Raw genomic sequence first — 19,273 nt, 5'->3', positions numbered from 1 at the left:
ACGCGGAACCTTCCTTACGCCGGCGCCGTCGCGGTGGCAGCGGCCGTTGTCAGGGCCTCAGCTGCCTCGCGGTCGGGCGCGAGCGGGTCGGTCACCGTGCCGGTCTCTTCATCGAACAGCCCCTGCGCCAGCCTGGTCACCGCTGCGGGGACCGGCGGCGCCAGGTCGGCCACGGCGCGGAGACCGGACAGGACGTCGTCGGGTCGTACGGCAGGCGTCACGTGCCGAACAACCAGCCGCAGTATCGCACAGGCGTGGTCGGTCGGCCTATCAGCATGCGAACTGTGCGTTTCACCACTTGAGCGGCTCTCCAGCGCGGCGACGGCCGAGCGGGCGTCGAAAGTACGGACGCCGTTCTTGGTCGTGCGCTGCACCTCGACGGCGTCGGCCCGGTTGAAGGCGTCCACCGCACGGGCCGCGTCGGCCGGGTCGACCCCGTCCAGCCGCAGCTCCCAGACGGAAGCCGTCAGCCGGTCGGCGAGGCCCGGGGTCCGCGCCTCGACCGCGTCGACGATGTCGAGCCCGGTGGGCAGCGACTCGTCGAGGAGGACGCGCAGCGTCTCCGGGTCGCGGGGCGCGGTGAGGGCGATCTCCAGGTACTCCGCCTCACTGCCGGTGCCGGTGGGTGCGGCATTGGCGTACGACACCTTCGGATGCGGCGTGAACCCCGCCGAGTACGCCATGGGCACCTCGGCGCGGCGCAGCGCACGCTCGAAGGCGCGCTGGAAGTCACGGTGGCTGGTGAACCGGAGGCGGCCGCGCTTGGTGTAGCGCAGTCGGATGCGCTGCACCGCGGGTGCGGGCGGCGGGCCTTCGGGCTGTCGCTTGCCCAGTGTCCTAGTCCTTCGTGAGAGCGGTCGTCCTGTCATCAAGAGTACGTGTGTCGCGGGCTCCGGGTTCCCGTCGGCCCGGCCGTTCCACCTGCCGGGGCTGCCGGGGCTCGCCGAACAGCGCCCGGCGGACGTCGGCGCGGGTCTGCCGCAGGGTGGCGCGGGCGGAGTCCAGCACCTGCCCGGTGACCCGGCCGACCAGGCGCGCGGCCTCGGCGACGGGCCGCAGCACGAGGTCCCGGACGACATGTCCGACGGGAGTGAGGAGCGTCCGGTACACCCAGCGCAGCGGCTCCAGGAAGATCCACCGCAAGAGGCTGCCGAGAACCCGTCCCACGGCGCGTGAGACATGTCCGGCGATCCGCCAGCCGTGCCCGAGCGCCTCCCCCACCTCCCGTGCGACGAGGGCGAGGAACCGGCCGACGGGGGCCAGCAGGTAACGCCACAGCGTGCGGGCGGGCAGGACGAGGAGGACGCGCGCGATCCAGTACAGGGCCGTGCCGATCCCGGACAGGAGCCGGGCGAGGGCCAGGCCGACCGGGGTGAGGAGCCGGCGGATGGCGTGCCCGACCGGGGTGAGCACGCGCGCGTACAGCCGGCACAGGGCATGGCCAAGGGGGGTGAGCAGGTACCGGTACAGCCACACCAGTGGCACCACGAGCAAGGCGTGCAGGAGCAGGGCGAGGGCCCTGCCGACGGGGGCGAGCAGGTAGCGCCCGAGAAACTTCCCGACCGCCACGAGGGCGTCCCAGACCAGGCGCACCGGTACGACCAGCACGAGCACGAGGATCCGCACGGGGAGCCGTATCGCTACGACGAGACACCCCTCGGGGTGCTGCGGTGCCGGGGGCTGCTGCGCCGGAGGCCGCGGCGGCTTCTGGAGATCCATGACGGGGTAGACGCACCGGCCGCCCTCCCGGATTCACCCCCCGGGTTGCGAAGTCGTCACGTCTCCACGTCGATGCCGTGGTCCCTGAGCAGTTGCTCGAGCCCGCCGGGGTATCCCTTACCGCCCAGCACGAAGTCCCAGTCGCCCCCCGCCCTGCGCCGGAAGGACCCGAGGACCAGGGCCGTCTCCCCGGGACGCCCGTCGGACACGTCGAGCCGGCTCAGCTCCGCCAGCGCCGGGTCGAGCAGCCGGACGCGGGCGTCGGTGAAGCCGGACAGGTCGGCGTGCGGGTCGCTCTCCGGGTCCACGGCGGCCACCAGGACGAGCCGGTCGGCCCGCTGCGGCAGTCCGTCGAAGGCGACGCGGATCGCCGCCCGGTCCGGTGCCGTGGCCGGGATCGCGCGCACCGAACCGTCCGGCGTGCGCTCGTTGTTGAAGAAGACGAAGTGGTCGTCGCTCAGGACCTGGCTGCCGTGGCAGACCAGCGCGCACACGTCCAGCGCGACACCGCCGGACCAGGACATCCCGAGCACGTTGTAATCGCCCCTGTCGCCCCCGTCGCCCCCGCCACCGCCGGCCGGGGCAGAGCGCCGCGCCCCCGCCCGGCCGCCCTCCCCCAGCCGCCCCCGCAGTCCGTGCCGGTGCAGCAGGTCGACGAGTTCGGGGCCGGAGATCAGCTCCAGGGGCTTGCCGGCGGCGAACGTACGCGAACCGGGCCCGAAGCCCGACGTGGTCACCAGCACCCCCTTGTTGGCGCCCACGTCCTGGACGGTGCCGTACAGATCCCGTACGGCGGTGGGCGGCACAGTGTTGCGGTACCGCTTCACCTGCACCACGATCTTGCCGCCCCGGATCGGCGTCGGATCCAGCGCGTCCACGTCCACGCCGCCGTCGTTCGACCGCGCGGTCGTCACCGCCTGCATGCCCATGGCCCGGAACAGGTCGGCGACGAGTCCCTCGAACTCGATCGGATCCATCTCGTACAGATCCGGCTCCTCGCCCCGGTCCGGCTCCGCCCCGTCGGCGTCCCGCGCGGACACCCGCCGCACGACGTCCTCGGGCCGCCGCCCCGGCCGTACGGCGCCGAGCTGGTCGGGCCGCGCGGACAACTGCCCCCTGAGCGCGTCCGTCAGACAGCTGACGGCGTCCACCTGCTCCAGACGCAGCTCCGTGAACAGCTCGCGGGGCACCATGACCGTGCCCAGCACCAGACGGGCCCGCCGCCCGGTGGCCGGATCGTGGCCGTCGACGAAACCGTTCAGCACCACGGACTCCAGCGCACCCGCCTCATCCGCCCCGAAGAGCCGGCAGAGCACCAGCAGCAGGCTCTGGGCCAGCACCTCCCGGTACAGCGCGCGGCGCCGGCTCGCCGGACGCGCCGTCTCCTTCTCCTCGTCCAGGGTGGGCACGTACCGCACCGACTTCGCCTCCGGTACGACGTCGTACCCGGGCAGCTCCCAGTCCAGTACCAGTTGCCGGGCCGCCGGGTCGTACGCCGCCGAAAGCTGCCGGGGGAAACCTTCCGGCCAGGCCGTCGAGGCGTGGAGGGCCGCCGAGGCGTGGAGGGCCGCCGAGAAGTACGCCACCACGGAGTCGGGGTCACCGCGCCGGACCCCCTCGGTCACCGCCGTGATCCCCGCGTTGTGCCGCCGCACCTCCTCACGCCCGGCCGCCACCCGCCGCTCGTGCTCCCGCCGGCAGGCGGCCAGTTCCCGCTGCCGCCGCGCCTCGGCGTCCTGCGCCGCGTACCAGTCCCGCTCGAAGCGCGCCCGTGCCTCGGCCTGGACCTGCGCCCGCCCCTGGGCCGTCCACGCGCTCTGCGGCTGGTACCGGTCCGGATCCGGCATCGCCACCGGCCGGCCGAGCGCCCCCGGATCGAACGGCGGCACCTCCTCGGACCGCAGCAACGGCGCCGCCCGGAACGCGGGAGCCCGGCACCCGGCGACCAACAGCCCCCGCAGGGCCGCGACCCGGGCCTCGATCTCCTCCGTCCGCCGCCGGGCCTGAGCCTGCCGGTACTCCCGATGGCTCTGCGCGACCTGCCGCTCATGGGCCCGCGCCTGCCGCTCCTGTTCCCGGCGCTGCCTGGCCTCGGCCTCCCTCTGGTGCTGTTGCTGACGCTGTATCTCGGCCCAGACCCCGACCACACCGGCAGAGCGACGACTCATGCGCTGCTAGCCCTCCCCAGGACGTCGGCCACCACCGACCACACCCCGATTGTCCCCACAACCGGCCGTGACTCCCCGACTTTATCCGTCCGCGGACCGGCTACCGGCCGTCCGGCCCCGGCAGATCCTGCTCGGTCCAGATGGTCTTGCCGGTGGGGGTGTAGCGGGTGCCCCAGTGATGGGTCATCTGGGCGATGATGAACAGGCCCCGGCCGCCCTCGTCGTCGTTCGCCGCGTGCCGCAGATTGGGCGTGGTGTGGCCGGTGTCGGAGACCTCGCAGATCAGCGTCCGGTCGCGGATCAGACGTACCTCGATCGGACCGCCGACGTAACGGATGGCGTTGGTGACGAGTTCGCTGACGATGAGTTCACTGGTGAAGGACAGGTCGTCCAGCCCCCAGTCGCCGAGCTGCTTGCTGACGGCGGTGCGGATGGTGCCGACCGCGGCCGGATCGGGGAGCAGCGCCCACTCGGCGAACCTGTTCCGGTCGAGCAGGCGGGTGCGGACCATGAGCAGCGTCGCGTCCACGTCCACCGGCCCGGACAGCAGGGTGGCCACCGCGCTGTCGCACAGCTCCTCCAAGGACGACGCCCGGGCGCCGTCGAGGAGCCGGGACAGCTGCGCGAGCCCGGTGTCACGGCCGTCGGACGCCTGGAGGAGACCGCAGGTGAAGAGGGCGAGCACACTGCCCGGCTCGAACTGCAGTTCCATACTCTGGTAGGGCAGGCCCGCGACACCCAGCGGCGGCCCCGGCGGCAGCTCCGGGTGTTCGACGGCACCGGTGCGCGGCCCGACGACCGCCAGCACCGACTCCCCGGCCCGCGCCAGACTGCACTTACCCGAGACGGGGTCGTACACCGCGTACAGACAGCTCACGCCCAGGGCCTGGCCGGACTGCGGCCTCGCCCAACCCGGGCCGCGGCCGGCCCCGCCGTCGTACGCGTCCTCCTCGGCCAGGTCGGCGAGGTCGGCCAGCCGGGACAGCAGCTCGTCCGGACCCAGGTCCAGCCGCGCCAGCACGCGCACCCCCGTGCGCAGCCGTCCCATGGTGGCCGCCGCACGCAGGCCGTGACCGAGCACGTCCCCGACGACCAGGCCCACCCGGGTGCCCGACAGGGGGATGACGTCGTACCAGTCGCCCCCCACCCCGGACCCGCTGTCGGCCGGCAGGTAGCGGCTCGCCGACTCGACGGCGGCGTGCGGCGGCAGCCGGCACGGCAGCAGGCTCCGCTGGAGTCTGAGGGCGACGCTGTGTCCCCGGGTGACCAGCGGCATCAGCAGCAGACCGATCAGCAGCGCGCCCAGACCCAGGACGGTGACCCCGCCCGTCCTGCCGATCAGCGGCAGGTCGACGGCGGTCGTCCCGTACTCGGGGTCCGCGTAGACCACGAAGGTGGCGTACAGGAACAGCAAGAGCATGATCAGCCCGCCCAGTCCCGGCAGTACGCCCTTGAAGACCAGGTCTCTGACGTTGTGACCGAGGATCTTGCGGTAGTACCAGACGCAGGCGAAGCCGGTCAGGCCGTACTGGAACGCGATCGCCAGCCCCACCGAGTCGATCGAGTCGGCCAGGACGTTCCGGCTGACCGACGCCAGCAGGACGAACAGGAGGACCGAGGCCGCCCCCATGCCGACGGTCCCCCAGGTCGGGGTGAGGAACCTGCGGTGCAGCCGGGCGAACCGGGAGGGGACCGCCTTGTGGACCGCCATCGAGAAGACGGTCCTGGCCATGGGCAGGATGGTGGTCTGGGCGGAGGCCAGCGCGGAGGTCAGCACCATCAGGATGAGCAGCCTCGACAGGAACAGCCCCGTGCCCTGGCCGCCGAACACGGCCGTGCCCAGTCCGGAGAGGACGTCGTCCGAGTTGCCGACGTTGCCGAGCCCGATGCCCGAGGTGCCGACTCCCGCGAACGCCTGCGCCGAGGTGGACACCAGCCCGTACATGACCAGGAGCAGCACGGTGGACATGACCGCGGCCCGGCCGGGGACGCGGGTGCTGTCGACGGTCTCCTCGTTCACCGAGAACGCGGTGTCCCAGCCCCAGTAGATGAAGACCCCCGCGAGGATGCCCGAGGTCAGGTCCCTCGCCGAGGGCACCTCGAACGGGTTGAACCAGGAGGCCGACACCCGCATCGCCGTCGGGGGCGGGTCGACGTAGACCCTGACCAGCGCGGCGACGGCGAACACGATCAGCATCGCCACTTCCAGGCACAGCAGCCAGCGCTGGACGGCCGCCGAGACCTCGATGCCGACGTAGCAGATCGCGGTCAGCAGGGCGATCCAGGCGATGCCCGCCACCGTGGTCCACAGCCGGTTCCCCGCCAGTCCGTCCAGGCCCACCAGCCGGAAGCCGTAGGCGGCGGCGATCTCGGCGAGGTTCCCCATGACGATGATGTTGGCGACGATGAGGCCCCAGCCGCCCATCCAGCCGGTGCGCGGCCCGAAGGCGCGGGTGGCCCAGGTGAACGTGGTCCCGCAGTCGGCGTTGCTCGCGTTCAGTTCCCGGAAGGCGTAGGCGACCAGCAGCATCGGGACGAACGCCAGCATCGTGACGATCGGGGCCCGCAGTCCGACTCCGGCCACGATGATGCCCAGCGTGGCGGCCAGGCTGTACGCCGGTCCGGTGGAGGCCAGGCCCATGACCACCGAGGAGAACATGCCCAGGGCGTCGTTCCTGAGCCCCTTCCGGCCGGGCCCGCTCCCCGGAGCGGGACGGCTGGCGGACTCGGCCCCGCCAAAGTGCCTCACACTTGATTCCAACGCCCGGCCACTCACCTCCGCAACAGCGGGGGCCGGCCGAGCCCGCTCGACACCCGGCATTCTCAGTAACGCTGCGCCTTGGCCAGAACAGGCGTCAGCTTCGGCTCCGGCGGCTGACGACTGAAGGCGATCGGCTGTTCCTTCTTCCCGGGCTGGAGGTGCTCCGCGCCGACGTACCGCGTCTCGACCACCTTGCCCGCCGCGTTCTCGAAGTCGATCTGCACGGCGTAGGAGGCCGCGCTGCGGGTCTTGTTGGTGATGGTGACCAGCACGGCGAGTACTCCGCCGGTCTGCGCTCGCGGCATGCCCGTCATGGCGACCTCGGAAAGTGCGTTGCCCCGGCCCTTGACGTCTTTCAGTTCCTTTTCGGCCGCCGCGCTCCTGCGCTGGGTCGCCGCGTCCACCGACGCCTCGAACTCGGAGGCGCGTGCAGAGGCGGAGGAGGCCGCCGCCGACGCGGAGGCCCGGGCCGAGCTGACGGCCGCGGAGGCCGAGGAGGCCATCGCGGACGGCGGTGTCCCGGAAAACGACGAGTCATTCGGCGTAGGGGAGGCGCTGGGCTGGAGCGAGGCGCTGTTGCCCTGCCCGGTCCCGTTGCCGCACCCGGCGAGCGCCCCGGCAACGAAAAGCCCGCCAAGGGCGCTTCCCAGCAGAATCCGATGCCGGCCCCGTACAGAGCCAGGGAGTCGTCTCACGGGCATGCTGCCGTCCAAGGAAATGATGGTCCGGTTCTCCCGCCATCATCAAGGCCGGACTCACCACCCGCCACCTGAACCTGCCCGCGCTCTCGTCACCCGAGCAGGTCGGCAAGAAGTCCGTCTTCCACCGGATACGGGCGTTCTCGGGGCAGCAGCCGGGCGGCGGAACCAAGATCACCACCGTTCACCAGGGCGTGGATCTCATGGGCGAGCGGGGTCACGTCGCGGATGGCGACCGTCCACTCGTCCGCGTAGCGTCGTGCGGCCTCACCGCACAGGCCGAGTTGCAGAGACCGGTACGGCAGGGCCCGCAGGTGCAGATCCCGCTCGGGGTCCCACTGCACGCGAGCGGGCGCGCGCTTCAACTGACGCTGCCAGGCGCCCCGGTCCGGATGTACCCCGCGGACGTAACTCGACAGACACGCGTGCCGCAGCGCCCACTCGAAACCGTCACGACTGATCTCGACCGCGAGAACGGTCTCCTGCCCTTCCTTGGCGCCCCAGCCGCAGCGGTACATCATCCACAGGAACGACGGCTTGATCCACGTCATCCTGTCGCGCTTCCACGCGGCGGGGAAACGGCCCTCCTGGACGGCGGGCAGGCCGATCGCCGGGGCGTACGTCTGGTAGACGGTGATCGTGGAGTCCGCGTAGGCCGCACGGATCTCGCGTTGCGGTTGTGCCATGGCGTACAGGGTGGAGTCAGCAGGTTCGGGCGGCCACTGATTTTCGACCGCCGTCCACCGCGAAGGAGAACGACGGCCGCGACACCACGCCGAACCGCCCCGGCCGCCTCAGTGCGAATGACCGCTCGAAGCCGGCGTCGGACCCGCGTTCTTGACCGTCAGCGGCAGCAACTTCTTGCCCGTCGGGCCGATCTGGATATGGGTGTCGAGCTGAGGACACACCCCGCAATCGAAGCAAGGCGTCCAGCGGCAGTCCTCGACCTCGGTTTCGTCGAGGGCGTCCTGCCAGTCCTCCCAGAGCCAGTCCTTGTCGAGGCCGGAGTCGAGGTGGTCCCAGGGGAGGACCTCCTCGTAGGTGCGCTCGCGGGTGGTGTACCAGTCGACGTCGACGCCGTAGGGGGCCAGGGCCTTGTCGGCGCAGGCCATCCAGCGGTCGTAGGAGAAGTGCTCGCGCCAGCCGTCGAAGCGGCCGCCGTCGTCGTACACCGCGCGGATGACGGCGCCGATGCGCCGGTCGCCCCGGGACAGGAGGCCCTCGACGATGCCGGGCTTGCCGTCGTGGTAGCGGAAGCCGATCGAGCGGCCGTACTTCCTGTCGCCGCGGATCTTGTCGCGGAGCTTTTCGAGGCGGGCGTCCGTTTCCTCCGCGGAGAGCTGCGGCGCCCACTGGAAGGGGGTGTGCGGCTTGGGGACGAAGCCGCCGATCGAGACCGTGCAGCGGATGTCGTTCGAGCCGGAGACCTCGCGGCCCTTCTGGATGACGTGCGTCGCCATGTCGGCGATCTGGAGGACGTCGTCGTCGGTCTCCGTCGGCAGACCGCACATGAAGTACAGCTTCACCTGGCGCCAGCCGTTGCCGTACGCCGTGGACACCGTCCGGATGAGGTCCTCCTCGGACACCATCTTGTTGATGACCTTGCGCATGCGCTCCGAGCCGCCCTCGGGGGCGAAGGTCAGGCCGGAGCGGCGGCCGTTGCGGGTCAGTTCGTTGGCCAGGTCGACGTTGAAGGCGTCGACTCGGGTGGAGGGGAGGGAGAGGCCGATCTTGTCTTCCTCGTAGCGGTCGGCCAGGCCCTTGGCGATGTCGCCGATCTCCGAGTGGTCCGCCGAGGAGAGGGAGAGCAGGCCGACCTCCTCGAAGCCGGTCGCCTTCAGGCCCTTTTCCACCATCTCGCCGATGCCCGTGATGGAGCGTTCACGGACCGGTCGGGTGATCATGCCCGCCTGGCAGAAGCGGCAGCCCCGGGTGCAGCCGCGAAAGATCTCCACCGACATGCGCTCGTGGACCGTCTCGGCCAGCGGGACGAGGGGCTGCTTGGGGTACGGCCACTCGTCCAGGTCCATCACCGTGTGCTTCGACACGCGCCACGGGACGCCCGACCTGTTGGGGACGACACGGGCGATACGGCCGTCGGGCAGGTACTCGACGTCGTAGAAGCCGGGGATGTACACCGAGCCCGTCTTCGCCAGGCGGAAGAGGACCTCCTCGCGGCCGCCCGGCCGGCCCTCCGCCTTCCAGCCACGGATGATCTCCGTCATGTCCAGCACGGCCTGCTCGCCGTCGCCGATGATCGCCGCGTCGATGAAGTCCGCGATCGGCTCGGGGTTGAAGGCCGCGTGGCCGCCGGCCAGGACGATCGGGTCGTCCACCCCACGGTCCTTGGATTCCAGCGGGATGCCCGCGAGGTCGAGGGCGGTGAGCATGTTCGTGTAGCCAAGCTCGGTGGAGAAGGACAGGCCGAACACGTCGAAGGCCTTGACCGGGCGGTGGCTGTCCACCGTGAACTGCGGGACGCCGTGCTCACGCATCAGCGCCTCCAGGTCCGGCCACACGCTGTAGGTGCGCTCGGCGAGGACGCCCTGCCGTTCGTTGAGTACCTCGTAGAGGATCATGACGCCCTGGTTGGGCAGACCGACCTCGTACGCGTCCGGGTACATGAGCGCCCAGCGCACGTCACAGGAGTCCCACTCCTTGACCGTGGAGTTCAGCTCGCCACCGACGTACTGAATCGGCTTCTGCACGTGCGGGAGCAGAGCTTCGAGCTGTGGGAAGACCGACTCGACAGACATCGCGGGGGTTACCTTCGTGAGCTGACTGGGGGCGCACCCGGCCGGAGGCTGGGGGGTGACCATCTAGCCTAACGCGCCCGAAGGCCTCCCCCCGACGATCAGACGGACGCCCCGGACGTGATCTCCCGCCACAGCCCCGGCAGCTCCGCCTCCACCGCCGCCGCCCGGGCCTCCTCCCTGCCGTACAGCAGCCCGTACGTGAACGCGCTCTCCCCCGCGGCGTGGGCCACCGCGGACAACTCGCGCAGGGCGCCGCGGGCCATGACGCTGTCCTGGTGCTCGCCGAGCAGGCTGGTCAGGGACTTCATGGACTTGGCCAGGGAGCGGGCCGGGCCGCCGAGGGCCCCGATGGCCGCCTCGCCCGCGTACCGGGTGCGCTTGGCCTTCTTGCGGGCTTCGTGGATCGCGAGGTCGCGTTCCTTGCCGGGCGGCAGGTCGAGTGCCTCGGTGACCAGGCGGGAGACCTTGGCGAGGTCCTTGTGTACGGCCTTGGCGAGCACCTTCTCCGGTTTCCCGGCCGCCTTCGGGCGCAGCGGCGGGTCGGCGAGCAGGGCGTCGAGGCTGTCGAGTACGGCGAGGTAGCGGGCGGAGTCGAGGATCGCGACGAGGTGGCCGTGCGCCTTTTTGTGCCCGGAGCGCGACCAGGTGGTGAGCCGTTTGCGGACGGGGCCGGAGACCAGGCTGTCCGGGAGGGCGTCCAGCGCGGTCGAGAGGCGGTCGGCCAGGACCTCCTGGTCGCGGTCGGCTCCCAGTTCGCCCGCCAGCCACTTCAGCTCGGCGGCGACCGGTTCGGTGACGGCGCGGTCGAGGACCGTGCCGAAGGTGCGCAGGGTGCTGCGCGTGCGGCGGATGGCCACCCGCATCTGGTGGACGGAGTCGGGCAGGTCCCGGCGGACGCCCGGGTCGTACTCGAGGATCGTCTCGCGCTGTTCGCGCAGATAGGCCAGGACGTGGTCGCCCGCGGTCACGGGCTTGGCGCGCCGTCCGGAGCCGTGCCGTCGGCCGCCGGTCTGCTGAAGCGCCCGGGCCAGCTTCGACGGTGACTTCGACGGCCGTAGGCCCGCCTTGCGCAGGCGTTTGTCCACCTTGTCGAGGAAGGCCGGGTCGCCGTCGTCAGCGAGTTCCACCTCGATCTCGGTCCACTGGGCGCCTTTGCCCTTGCCGGTGAGCCGTTCGGCGGTGACGGTGTCGACGCTGGCCTCGGCCAGCAGGGCGCCGTCGGCGTCGACCAGGTGGCGTACGTCACGGGCGGAGCGGAGCCGGACGAGCGGGATCAGTTCGGCGCGGCGGGTGCGGGCGCGGACCAGTGCGGCGATCTCGTCGGGGACGGAGTCGGACAGCGGCGATCTGATCTCGTCGCGGACGCCGGGGGCGACCGGGAGCTTCAGGTGCCAGCCGGCGTCGGAGCCTCCGGTGCGGCGGCGCAGGGTGAGGCCGGCCGCGGCCAGGCGTTCGTCGGCGGTGTCGTAGTAGGTGGCGTCGAGTTCGACCAGACCTTTGTCGAGGACGTTCGCCACCCCGCCGACGCCGGTCAGGTCCGGCAGTCCGCTGTCGTCGGATTCGTACTTGCGCTCGATCTCGCGTTTCTCATCCGCCATGAACCGAATCTAGTGGCAGAGGGGCCGTGAGGGCAGGGGCTCGCCCTCATGCCGACATCGGTCTTTGTACCTTGATCGACTGGAGCAGCCCGACCGCCACCCATACCGCGAACATCGATGAGCCGCCGTACGACACGAACGGCAGGGGCAGGCCGGTGACCGGCATGATGCCCAGGGTCATCCCGATGTTCTCGAAGGCCTGGAAGGCGAACCAGGCCACGATTCCGGCGGCGACGATGGTCCCGTACAGCTCGGTCGAGTCGCGGGCGATGCGGCAGGCGCGCCACAGGACGATGCCGAGCAGCAGGATGATCAGGCCCGCGCCGACGAAGCCGAGTTCCTCCCCGGCGACCGTGAAGACGAAGTCCGTCTGCTGTTCGGGGACGAACTGGCCGGTGGTCTGTGAGCCGTGGAAGAGGCCGGCGCCGGTCAGGCCGCCGGAGCCGATCGCGATACGCGCCTGGTTGGTGTTGTAGCCGACGCCGGCGGGGTCCAGGTTCGGGTTGGCGAAGGCCGCGAAGCGGTTGATCTGGTACTGGTCCAGGATGTGCAGCTGCCAGATGGCGATGCAGCCCAGGACGCCAGCGATGACCAGGCCGAAGACCCAGCGGTTGGAGGCGCCGGAGGCGAGCAGCACGCCCAGGATGATGGTGACCATGGCGAGGACCGAGCCGAGGTCGGGCATGAGCAGCAGGATCATGATGGGTACGGCGGCCAGGCCCAGGGACTGTACGACGGTCCGGTGGTCGGGGTACTGCTTGTCGCCTGCGTCCACCCGGGCGGACAGCAGCATCGCCATGCCGAGGATGATCGTGATCTTGAGGAACTCGGCCGGCTGGACGGAGAAGCCGCCGATGACGATCCAGTTGCGCTGGCCGTTGATCGTGGCACCGAGCGGGGTGAGGACCACCAGAGCCAGCATGACCGACATGCCGTAGAGGATCGGTACCGCGTTGCGCAGGACGCGGTGGCCGAGCCAGATGGTGCCGATCATCAGGCCGAGGCCGATGCCGAGGTTCATCAGGTGCCGGACGAGGAAGTAGTACGGGTCGCCCTGGTTGATCTCGCTGCGGTTGCGGGTCGCGGAGTAGACCAGGAGGGAGCCCATCAGCGACAGGACCACGGCGGACAGCAGTATCGGCCAGTCCAGCCTGCGGGCCATGGAGTCGCGGGCGAGGATCCGGGTCCAGCCCGAGCGGGCGGGGCCGTATCCGGAGACGGAGAAGTTGTTCGCGCCCGTCATGAGAGCGTCCTCCGGCTTCCTCGCCTGCGCGGGCGCCTTCGCCTGTTGGTGGTGCTGGTGGGCGAGGGGTTGGTGGCGGGCGTCTGCTGGCCGTCCGCGTTGGTGCTGTTGTCCTTCTGGGAGGCCTCGGCGTCCTTGGCCGGGTCGCCGGAGATCTTCGGGGCGGCGATGGTGCCGTCCGTGCGGACCTGGGGCAGGCTCTTCTGCGGGGTGGGCAGCAGGGCCTTCTTGTTGTCGATCGAGCCGTCGCCCTGAACGCCGTAGAGCGCGCTGTAGATGTTGCGGACGGCCTCACCGGAGGCTCCGGAACCCGTACCGGCCTGGGCGATGGTCATGATGACCGTGTAGTCCTTGGAGTACGTGGCCAGCCAGGACGTGGTCTGCTTGCCGTAGACCTCGGCGGTACCGGTCTTGGCGTGCAGGGGGATCTTGTCCTGGGGCCAGCCGCCGAACTTCCAGGCCGCCGTACCGCGGGTGATGACGCCGGCGAAGGCCTCGTTCATGCCCTTGAGGGTGGCCTGGCTGACGGGCAGCCTGCCGGTCTTCCTGGGCTTGATCTCCTGGACGGACTTGCCGTCGGGGCTGACGACGGCCTTGCCGATGGTCGGCTGGTACATGGTGCCGCCGTTGGCGACCGCGCCGTAGATCGCCGCCTCCTGGATCGGGGTGACGAGGGTGTCGCCCTGGCCGATGGAGTAGTTGATCTCGTCGCCCTCGCGCATCTTGTTGCCTTCGAGGCAGTTCTCGTACGCGATCTTCTCGACGTAGCTGCCGTCCTTCTTGCCGGTCCGGCACCAGGCGTCCTTGTTGGCCTTCCAGTAGTCGAGCTTCCACTGGCGGTCCGGGACGCGGCCGGTGACCTCGTTGGGCAGGTCGATGCCGGTCTCCTTGCCGAGGCCGAACTGGTGGGCGGTCTTGAAGAAGTAGTCCTTGGGCTCACCCTTCTTGGGGTTGATGCCGCCGTCCTTCTTCCACTCGCGGTCGGCGAGGCCGTAGAAGACGGTGTCGCAGGAGACCTCCAGGGCCCGGCCGAGCGAGATCGGGCCGAAGTTCTCCCCCTCGAAGTTCTTGAAGACCTGGCCGCCGACGGAGTACGAGCTGGTGCACGGGTAGCCGCCGTCCCAGGCGTATCCGGCCTGGACGGCCGCGGCCGTGGAGACCACCTTGAAGGTCGAACCGGGCGCTGCCTGACCCTGTATGGCGCGGTTCAGCAGCGGGTAGTCGCTGTCCTTGCCGGTGAGCTGCTTGTAGTCCTTGGCGGAGATGCCGCCGACCCACACGTTCGGGTCGTAGGTGGGCGCCGAGGCCATGGCGACGATGCGGCCGGTCCTGGCCTCCATGACGACCACGGCGCCGGAGTCGGCCTTGTAGTTCTCGCCGGTGATCTTGTCGTACTGCTGGCGGGCGGCCTTCATGGCCTTGTCCAGCTCGTACTCGGCGACCCGCTGGACCCGGGAGTCGATGCTGGTCACCAGGTCGGAACCGGCCTCGGCGGCGTCCGACCTCGCCTTGCCGATGACCCGGCCGAGGTTGTCCACCTCGTAGCGGGTGACGCCGGCCTTGCCGCGCAGTTCCTTGTCGTACTCCCGCTCCAGACCCGAGCGGCCGACCATGTCGGAGCGCAGATAGGGGGAGTTGGTGTTCTTGGCCTGCTGGATCTCCTCGTCGGTGACCGGCGAGAGGTAGCCGAGGACCTGGGCGGTGTTGGACTTGCCGGGCCCCGCGTACCGGCGCACGGCCTCGGGCTCGGCGGTGATGCCGGGGAAGTCCTCTGAGCGCTCCCGGATCTGCAGGGCCTGCTTGGCGTTGGCCTTGTCGGTGATCGGGATCGGCTGGTACGGCGACCCGTTCCAGCAGGGCTGGGGGGTCTTGGCGTCGCACAGCCGGACCTTCTGCATGACCTCCTCGGTCTTCATGCCGAGGACTCCGGCCAGCTTGGCCAGGACCGCCTTGCCGCCGTCCTTCTGCTTCAGCAGGTCGGTGCGGGAGGCGGAGACGACGAGGCGGGTCTCGTTGTCGGCGAGCGCCACTCCGCGCGCGTCCAGGATCGAGCCGCGCACGGCGGGGTCGACGACCTGCTGGACGTGGTTGCCGGACGCCTCCCTCTGGTATGCGGCGCCCTCCCGGATCTGCAGGTACCACAGCCGGCCGCCGAGGGTGCCGAGGAGGGAGAGGACGAGGATCTGGATCACGACGAGCCGGATCTGGACCCTTGGGGTCCGCCCGGTCTCGGGAATGTTGGTCACTGTCTCCCCCTCTCAGTGCGCCGACGTGTGTGCGCGTACGAATGATGAACGTCCGGCCTGTGAGGCCGCGTTCCGCCGGAACTTCCCCGTTCGGGTGAACTCTCGCGCGTTCACAGCCGCTTGACCCCCTTGATGCGTCCGACCCGGGTGGTGCGGCTGCGGGCCTTGGCCTTCAGGCCGCCGAGGCCGCCGCGCTGGCTGCCGATGCGCAGGCCGGTGCCGGAGGAGAGCCAGCCGGAGGAGATGTCGCTCGCCTTGGCCGAGGAGTTGGTCTCCGCCAGCGGGTCGTTGTCGGCCCGGCGGGCCAGGAACATGATGCCGGGGACCACGAACGGCGCGAGCAGCAGGTCGTACAGGGCGGCCGTGAACAGCAGGCCGGTCAGGCCGACATGGCGGGCGGCGGTGTCACCGACGAGGGCGCCGACACCGGCGTACAGCAGGGTGGAGCCGATCGCGGCGGCGACCACGGTGACCATCGGGCCGGTCGCCGACTTCAGACGGCCGTTCTCCGGTTTGATGAGACCGGCGAAGTAGCCGGTGACGCAGAGGACCAGGGCGTAGCGGCCGGCCGCGTGGTCGGCGGGCGGCGCGAGGTCGGCGAGCAGGCCCGCGCCGAAACCGACGAGGGCGCCGCCGACATGGCCGTACACCATGGCCAGGCCCAGGACGGTGAGCAGCAGCAGGTCGGGGACGGCGCCCGGCAGGTGCAGGCGGGCGAGCACGCTCACCTGCACCACCATGGCGACGACGATCAGCGCGGAGGAGAGCAGGATCCGGTTGAGACGCATGGGGTTGCAAGCTCCTACTGCTGCTGGCCGGTGGTGTCGGTCGGGCCCGCGGAAGGGGTCACGGTGACGGTGACCGTCGGGGTCGGGGTGGGCCTGGGCTTGGCCGGCAGTACCTCGTCGCGCGGGTCCTTCTTCGGGGCCTCGACGACGACGCCGACGATGTCGAGCTTGGTGAAGCTGACGAACGGCGTGACGTAGAGGGTGCGGGTGAGGCCGCCGCCGGAGGGGTCGACGCGGGAGACGACGCCCACCGGCACGCCGGGCACGAAGGGCTTGTCGGCCTGCGAGCCGAAGGTGACGAGCCGGTCGCCCTTCTTCACCTCGGCCTTGCCGTTGAGGAGTTCGACGCGCAGCGGGCGGTCGCCCTGTCCGGAGGCGAAGCCGAGTTCGTCGCTGTTCTCCATGCGGGTGCCGACGGTGAAGTCGGGGTCGTTGGCGAGCAGTACGGTGGCGGTGTCCGGGCCGACCGTGGTGACGCGGCCGACCAGGCCGTCGCCGTTGAGTACGGTCATGTCCCGCTTGATGCCGTCGTTGGCGCCGGCGTCGATGGTGATGGTCCAGGAGAAGCCCTGGGCCGAGCCTATGGCGATGACCTGGGCGCCCTTGATGCCGTACTGGCCCTCGCCGGCGACCTTCAGCATCCTGTCCAGCTGCTGGAGGCGGCTGTGGTTGCGGTCGTCGCTGCCGAGCCGCATCTTGAGGGCCGCGTTCTCCCTCTCCAGCAGGGCGAGCCGGTCGTGCCGGGCACCGGAGTCACGGACGGCGGAGACGGCGTTTCCGACGGGATCGACCGCTGAGGACACCCCGTTCTCGACCGGTCCGAAGACCGCGGCGGCGGCCTGCCGGGCACCGTCGACCGGCGAGTTCCGGCCACCGCGGATGTCCACCGTGATCAGCGCGAACGCGATGGCGATCAGCAGGACCAGAAGCAGCCGGCTCTCTTTCGTGTCCCTCACGTGCGGCGGCCGTGCCCTTCCTCATAGGAATGGAGTTTTGTGGGAGTTTATGCCTCGATATCAACGATCCGCCGTACGAGAGGCGATCATCTCGTACGGCGGAATCGAAGCGTTACGTCATCTGCGCGGCTGGGCGTCCAGGACCTGCTGGAGCGCCTCGAACTCCTCGACGCACTTGCCGGAGCCGAGCGCCACGCTGTCCAGCGGGTCCTCGGCGATGTGGATCGGCATGCCGGTCTCGCGGCGCAGCCGCTCGTCCAGACCGCGCAGCAGGGCTCCGCCGCCGGTCAGAACGATTCCCCTGTCCATGATGTCGCCGGACAGCTCCGGCGGACATTTGTCGAGCGTCGTCTTGACGGCGTCGACGATCGCGTTGACGGGCTCCTCGATCGCCTTGCGTACCTCGGCTGCCGAGATGACGACGGTCTTGGGCAGGCCGGAGACGAGGTCCCGGCCGCGGATTTCGGTGTGCTCGTCAGCGTCGAGTTCGTACGCGGAGCCGATCGTGATCTTGATCTGCTCGGCCGTCCGCTCACCGAGGAGGAGGCTGTACTCCTTCTTGATGTGCTGGATGATCGCGTTGTCCAGTTCGTCGCCCGCGACGCGGATGGACTGGGCGGTGACGATGCCGCCGAGCGAGATGACCGCGACCTCCGTGGTGCCGCCGCCGATGTCCACCACCATGTTGCCCGTGGCCTCGTGGACCGGCAGACCGGAGCCGATGGCGGCGGCCATGGGCTCCTCGATGATGTGCACCTGGCGGGCGCCGGCCTGGGACGACGCCTCGATGACGGCGCGGCGCTCGACGCCGGTGATGCCGGAGGGCACACAGACGACGACGCGCGGCCTGGCGAGATACCTCCGCTTGTGGATCTTCAGGATGAAGTAGCGGAGCATCCGCTCGGTGATCTCGAAGTCGGCGATGACACCGTCCTTCAGCGGCCTGACGGCAACGATGTTGCCGGGGGTCCGCCCGATCATCTTCTTCGCTTCGGCGCCGACCGCGAGAATGCCACCGGTGTTGGTGTTGATCGCGACCACGGACGGCTCGTTGAGTACGATCCCGCGACCCCTGACGTACACCAGCGTGTTGGCGGTCCCGAGGTCGACAGCCATGTCACGGCCGATGAACGACATTGAGTTCCCCATCAGGATTCGTCTGGCCTTCCCACGAGCTTTTGAGGGCTTTTCAGGTCGGCGAGGTGGGTGCTGTGACGTGAAGGCTTCCATCGTAGACGCGCCTGCACGAACACTGCGCGAGGGTCTTCGCCATTGTCAGCAGATGGCGTACCGCCTCGCTTGTGGAGACGGTCCATCGGGGGCACACGTTCCCCCGATCGCCACCGCATATGCCAAACCGCGGCCGAAAACGTACGCTCGCCGCAGGTCAGGGGTCGAACGCACCCTGACGGACCATCAGAAAAATCCCTGGAACCGGGGGTCCGGCCGGCGGGAGGTCCCGGCCGGCGAACCCCCGGTGGGTCACGCGTGGGCGGGGAAGAAGAGCTTGATCTCGCGGGCGGCCGACTCCTCGGAGTCGGAGGCGTGGATCAGGTTCTCGCGGACGATGACGCCGTAGTCACCGCGGATGGAGCCGGGAGCGGCGGCGACCGGGTCGGTGGGGCCGGCCAGGGCGCGTACGCCCTCGATGACACGCTCACCCTCGACGATCAGGGCGACGACCGGGCCGGAGAGCATGAACTCGACCAGCGGCTCGTAGAAAGGGCGGCCGACGTGCTCGGCGTAGTGCTGCTCCAGCGTCGCCCGGTCCAGCGTCCGCAGCTCCAGCGCCGTGATCCTCCAGCCGGCCTTGCGCTCGACACGGCTGATGATCTCGCCGGTCAGGCCGCGACGGACGGCGTCGGGCTTGAGCAGGACGAGGGTGCGCTGGCTCACGGAGGACTCCTTCTACTGACTGACGTCTGCGGTGGGACGAGGTTACAGGGCGTGTCGGAGCACCTGTTACGCAACGTCAGCTGTGGTGGAGGGCCCCGAGGTCCCAGAGGAGTCCGCCTGCGCCGCGAACCTCGCCTTCGCCTCGTCGACCTTCCGGCCGAAGTGCACCGAGGCCCACCACAGCGCCCCGAACACCGCGCCCATGAAGAACATGGTCGGAACGAAGACCCCGGAGGCGACCAGCGCGAGCTGCAGCGCCCAGCCGAGGGCGACGCCGCCCGGCCGCGTCACCATGCCGCACAGCAGCAGGCACAGGACCATCGCGATGCCGCTGACCAGCCAGACGGTCGACGTGGTCAGGCCCGGGTCCTTCATCGCCACCAGCCCCGCGAAGCCGATGACGAAGAACTCGCCGATCAAGGTCGATGAGCAGAGCGTACGCAT

At 70.3% G+C, this 19,273-nt stretch carries 15 protein-coding genes; all 15 read right to left on the bottom strand.

The window, feature by feature from the left end; translation table 11 throughout:
- Positions 1-14: 14 nt before the first annotated feature.
- The 15 genes from ACFYMM_RS13575 to ACFYMM_RS13505 all read right to left on the bottom strand — a co-directional run bounded on the left by ACFYMM_RS13575 (position 15) and on the right by ACFYMM_RS13505 (position 19,273).
- The gene (locus ACFYMM_RS13575) at positions 15-791 is read right to left on the bottom strand and encodes a TIGR03936 family radical SAM-associated protein (protein ID WP_388386033.1); all 777 of its coding nucleotides are present in this window, start codon (positions 789-791) and stop codon (positions 15-17) included.
- 46 nt (positions 792-837) lie between these two features.
- Positions 838-1,719, bottom strand: coding sequence for a hypothetical protein (locus ACFYMM_RS13570; protein WP_388386032.1), 882 nt, complete (start codon positions 1,717-1,719; stop codon positions 838-840).
- Positions 1,720-1,775: 56 nt separating this feature from the next.
- Complete coding sequence (locus ACFYMM_RS13565) at positions 1,776-3,887, bottom strand: restriction endonuclease (protein ID WP_388386031.1); 2,112 nt, start codon at positions 3,885-3,887, stop codon at positions 1,776-1,778.
- A 100-nt stretch (positions 3,888-3,987) separates the two neighbouring features.
- Entirely contained in the window at positions 3,988-6,546 is a 2,559-nt protein-coding gene (locus tag ACFYMM_RS13560; protein WP_388386030.1) for an amino acid permease, read from the bottom strand.
- Between the two features lie 164 nt (positions 6,547-6,710).
- Positions 6,711-7,151: a hypothetical protein gene (locus ACFYMM_RS13555; protein WP_388386029.1), complete on the bottom strand. Its 441-nt coding sequence runs from the start codon at positions 7,149-7,151 to the stop codon at positions 6,711-6,713.
- A gap of 287 nt (positions 7,152-7,438) precedes the next feature.
- Complete coding sequence (locus ACFYMM_RS13550) at positions 7,439-8,032, bottom strand: DUF4291 domain-containing protein (protein WP_388386027.1); 594 nt, start codon at positions 8,030-8,032, stop codon at positions 7,439-7,441.
- A 108-nt stretch (positions 8,033-8,140) separates the two neighbouring features.
- Entirely contained in the window at positions 8,141-10,102 is a 1,962-nt protein-coding gene (locus ACFYMM_RS13545; protein WP_388386026.1) for a TIGR03960 family B12-binding radical SAM protein, read from the bottom strand.
- Positions 10,103-10,200: 98 nt separating this feature from the next.
- On the bottom strand, positions 10,201-11,700 hold the full coding sequence (locus ACFYMM_RS13540) for a CHAD domain-containing protein (protein ID WP_388386025.1): 1,500 nt from the start codon (positions 11,698-11,700) through the stop codon (positions 10,201-10,203).
- 46 nt (positions 11,701-11,746) lie between these two features.
- Positions 11,747-12,943, bottom strand: a complete 1,197-nt coding sequence (gene rodA / locus ACFYMM_RS13535; RefSeq protein WP_388386024.1) for a rod shape-determining protein RodA — start codon at positions 12,941-12,943, stop codon at positions 11,747-11,749.
- Positions 12,940-15,189, bottom strand: coding sequence for a penicillin-binding protein 2 (gene mrdA / locus ACFYMM_RS13530; protein ID WP_388386023.1), 2,250 nt, complete (start codon positions 15,187-15,189; stop codon positions 12,940-12,942). Before mrdA ends, rodA begins: the two co-directional genes overlap by 4 nt.
- Positions 15,190-15,299: 110 nt before the next feature.
- Positions 15,300-15,977 carry a rod shape-determining protein MreD gene (gene mreD / locus ACFYMM_RS13525; RefSeq protein ID WP_388386022.1) on the bottom strand — a complete coding sequence of 226 codons (678 nt, stop codon included), beginning with the start codon at positions 15,975-15,977 and terminating at the stop codon, positions 15,300-15,302.
- Positions 15,978-15,991: 14 nt separating this feature from the next.
- Positions 15,992-16,933, bottom strand: a complete 942-nt coding sequence (gene mreC, locus ACFYMM_RS13520; RefSeq protein ID WP_388386021.1) for a rod shape-determining protein MreC — start codon at positions 16,931-16,933, stop codon at positions 15,992-15,994.
- Positions 16,934-17,050: 117 nt separating this feature from the next.
- Entirely contained in the window at positions 17,051-18,070 is a 1,020-nt protein-coding gene (locus tag ACFYMM_RS13515) for a rod shape-determining protein (protein WP_266514304.1), read from the bottom strand.
- Positions 18,071-18,415: 345 nt separating this feature from the next.
- On the bottom strand, positions 18,416-18,829 hold the full coding sequence (ndk, locus tag ACFYMM_RS13510; RefSeq protein WP_388386020.1) for a nucleoside-diphosphate kinase: 414 nt from the start codon (positions 18,827-18,829) through the stop codon (positions 18,416-18,418).
- 66 nt (positions 18,830-18,895) lie between these two features.
- Positions 18,896-19,273, bottom strand: a complete 378-nt coding sequence (locus tag ACFYMM_RS13505) for a DUF4233 domain-containing protein (RefSeq protein ID WP_388386019.1) — start codon at positions 19,271-19,273, stop codon at positions 18,896-18,898.

The sequence above is a fragment of the Streptomyces sp. NPDC006739 genome, assembly GCF_042869815.1.
Lineage (GTDB): Bacteria > Actinomycetota > Actinomycetes > Streptomycetales > Streptomycetaceae > Streptomyces.
Note: the sequence above shows the minus strand (reverse complement) of the source record. Positions and strands in the feature narration are given on the sequence as shown.

Excerpts from the sequence above, each read along its gene's own strand:
- ACFYMM_RS13540 (WP_388386025.1), bottom strand. The coding sequence starts at position 11,700 with ATGGCGGATGAGAAACGCGAGATCGAGCGCAAGTACGAATCCGACGAC.
- ACFYMM_RS13560 (WP_388386030.1), bottom strand. The coding sequence starts at position 6,546 with ATGTTCTCCTCGGTGGTCATGGGCCTGGCCTCCACCGGACCGGCGTAC.
- rodA (WP_388386024.1), bottom strand. The coding sequence starts at position 12,943 with ATGACGGGCGCGAACAACTTCTCCGTCTCCGGATACGGCCCCGCCCGC.
- ACFYMM_RS13515 (WP_266514304.1), bottom strand. The coding sequence starts at position 18,070 with ATGTCGTTCATCGGCCGTGACATGGCTGTCGACCTCGGGACCGCCAAC.
- ACFYMM_RS13505 (WP_388386019.1), bottom strand. The coding sequence starts at position 19,273 with ATGCGTACGCTCTGCTCATCGACCTTGATCGGCGAGTTCTTCGTCATC.
- ACFYMM_RS13545 (WP_388386026.1), bottom strand. The coding sequence starts at position 10,102 with ATGTCTGTCGAGTCGGTCTTCCCACAGCTCGAAGCTCTGCTCCCGCAC.
- mreD (WP_388386022.1), bottom strand. The coding sequence starts at position 15,977 with ATGCGTCTCAACCGGATCCTGCTCTCCTCCGCGCTGATCGTCGTCGCC.
- ACFYMM_RS13555 (WP_388386029.1), bottom strand. The coding sequence starts at position 7,151 with ATGGCCTCCTCGGCCTCCGCGGCCGTCAGCTCGGCCCGGGCCTCCGCG.
- ACFYMM_RS13570 (WP_388386032.1), bottom strand. The coding sequence starts at position 1,719 with ATGGATCTCCAGAAGCCGCCGCGGCCTCCGGCGCAGCAGCCCCCGGCA.
- ACFYMM_RS13565 (WP_388386031.1), bottom strand. The coding sequence starts at position 3,887 with ATGAGTCGTCGCTCTGCCGGTGTGGTCGGGGTCTGGGCCGAGATACAG.
- ACFYMM_RS13550 (WP_388386027.1), bottom strand. The coding sequence starts at position 8,032 with ATGGCACAACCGCAACGCGAGATCCGTGCGGCCTACGCGGACTCCACG.